This window comes from Methanoregula sp. (assembly GCF_002835825.1).
GTDB lineage: Archaea > Halobacteriota > Methanomicrobia > Methanomicrobiales > Methanospirillaceae > Methanoregula.
This window is the reverse complement of the sequence record NZ_PIZH01000333.1, coordinates 1-2,406: the sequence shown is the minus strand read 5'-3', so window position 1 is coordinate 2,406 and position 2,406 is coordinate 1. Positions and strand designations below refer to the sequence as shown.

The window sequence follows — 2,406 nt, the reverse complement described above, 5'->3', positions numbered from 1 at the left end:
GTTGTTGCACTGGAAGGTGGAGCGGTAATTGAGTTCTTTTTTAGTAAATTATGGGGGCTGATGCCCCCATACCCCCGGTTATGATGCCTGCCGCCACAGTCGAAGGCTGATGCCTTCTCCAGGCAATCCTCGCTGATGCGACGATTGCCTCCCCGCTGGGGCGCTCCCGCGGCGGCCTCAATACGGCATAATTCATGCATAAACCGACCTGCCCGGCGAGGGGGCGACGAGCCGCCCGAGCGACCCCCATCAGGGGGTGGGATGGCTCGCAATAGCATCAAATGTTTGACTCAACCTATCACATGCGTTGCATCCAACCGGTTTTTCAAAGAACATTGTCCCCAACAACCCGCACAATAATTATTCACCCGCACCCCAACTCTTCTCAACCACCAGGTACACTACATGTCCTCTTACCTCCCCATCCTCGTCCTTGCCGCAGTATTCCTGCTCATCGCAGTCCGGCAGGTCGGCCGGTTCAACCTGAAGATCTGGCAGATCATGCTTGGAGGAGCTGTCGCAGTCCTCATCACCGGTCAGATCTCCCCTGCCGATGCACTCTTCGCGATCGATCCCAGCGTGATGCTTTTCCTGTTCGGTATGTTTGTTGTCGGAGAGGCGATGGTTGTAAGCGGCTACCTTTCCTGCATTGCCCACCGCTTCTTTGCCCGGGCGAAGAACCCGGACCAGGTCGTCCTCTTCATTCTCTTTGGCATGGGAATCCTCTCTGCACTCCTGATGAACGACACGCTCGCGGTCATCGGCACGCCGCTCGTGCTCGGTCTTGCCGCGAGCCGAAAAATTTCCCCGAAACTCCTGCTCCTCGCGCTTGCCATCGCCATCACGACCGGCAGCGTGATGAGCCCGATCGGCAACCCGCAGAACCTGCTCGTTGCGCTGAACGCCGGCATGGCATCACCCTTCCTTACATTCGTGGTCTGGCTCGCGATACCCACGCTCATCTGCCTCGGGGTTTCGTGGGGAATCCTGCGGTGGTTCTACCGCGATGAATTCGCCCAATGCACGTTCGCTGAACTTCCGGTCCCGGCCTGCGATGACCGGCTCATGCTCCTTTCAAAAATTTCGCTCGCGATTATCCTGCTGCTCGCGGCGGTCAATATTGTCGCATCGCTCATCACCGGCTCCATGCTTGTAACCCTCCCGCTGATCGCAATCGGCGCTGCACTCCCCATCATACTCTTCTCGCACCGCCGCGTTGAGATCGTGAAATCGATCGACTGGAACACGCTCGTCTTCTTTGCCGCGATGTTCGTCCTCATGGATAGCGTCTGGCAGACCGGGTTCTTCCAGTCGCTTGTCAGCGGCGGGATGCTCACGTCGATCCCGGCGCTGCTCGCAACAAGCGTGGTCATCAGCCAGTTCATCTCCAATGTCCCGTTCGTTGCGCTCTTCCAGCCGATCGTAACCGAAGCCGGAGCCGGCACGGCCCAGCTCATGGCGCTTGCAGCGGGGAGCACGATTGCCGGCAACCTCACGATCCTCGGCGCGGCAAGCAACGTCATTATCATCCAGAACGCGGAGAAGCAGGGCGAGACGCTGACATTTTTTGAATTTATGAAGATCGGGGTTCCGCTCACGGTGCTGCAGGTGATGGTGTACTGGGGATGGCTTGTGGTAGTGGGATGAGGACGCTCCAAACCCTGTCGTAAGTTCCATTACATCGCGCGACAAATTCCCGGGAATGCTTGTCTGGATCTGCTGGCTGCTCAGCCTCACCATTGTGACCTACGCCTCGGTCCAGATCGTGCGGCGCTACCCGCAATACGGTTTTGCGGCCCTGACCGGGTTTTACGTTGTGTACCTTGCCGCGTCCCAGATCATTGCAGCACGGGTCGTTGACTTTGATCTTGGCATCTATGTTTTTACCGCCCCGGCCTCCGTCCTGCTCTACCCGTTCATCGCGCAGGTCATCGATATGATTAATGAAGTGTACGGCAAGGCGATGACCCATGCCGCGATCGCCATCGTCTTCATCAGCCAGGTGCTGCTCGTGATCTTTTTCCTGATGGTAAACTCGCTCTCGCCCGCAGCGGTCTTCACGCACGAAGCAGCCTGGCAGGACATCTTCTCCATGAGCATCCGGATCACGCTCGCCAGCTGGATCGCGTTCCTTGTCTGCTCCACCATCGATGCCAGTATTTTCTCCGCACTGAAGAAGAGATTTTTACAACGCGAGCTTGCGTTCCGGCACCACACGATGCTCAACCCGTACGTCTGGCTCCGGTCCAGCGTGAGCGATGCAGTCTCCCTCACGCTCGACTCGATCATCTTTGTGACCATCGCGTTCCTGGGCGTGCTGCCAATCCTCCCATTAATGCTCGGCCAGATCGTGATCAAGAATATCATCGGGTTTATCGACAACCCGTGGTTCGTGTGGTACAAGCA

Annotated in this window: 2 protein-coding genes; both read left to right on the top strand. The window is 57.5% G+C overall.

Going from position 1 to position 2,406, the window contains the following annotated elements; translation table 11 throughout:
- The first annotated feature begins 405 nt into the window (after window positions 1-405).
- Window positions 406-1,647, top strand: a complete 1,242-nt coding sequence (locus tag CW742_RS10670) for an SLC13 family permease (RefSeq protein ID WP_292420223.1) — start codon at window positions 406-408, stop codon at window positions 1,645-1,647.
- Between the two features lie 55 nt (window positions 1,648-1,702).
- A partial coding sequence (locus CW742_RS10665) for a queuosine precursor transporter (protein ID WP_292420220.1) occupies window positions 1,703-2,406 on the top strand: 704 nt, incomplete at its 3' end.

Excerpts from the sequence above, each read along its gene's own strand:
- CW742_RS10670 (WP_292420223.1), top strand. The coding sequence starts at position 406 with ATGTCCTCTTACCTCCCCATCCTCGTCCTTGCCGCAGTATTCCTGCTC.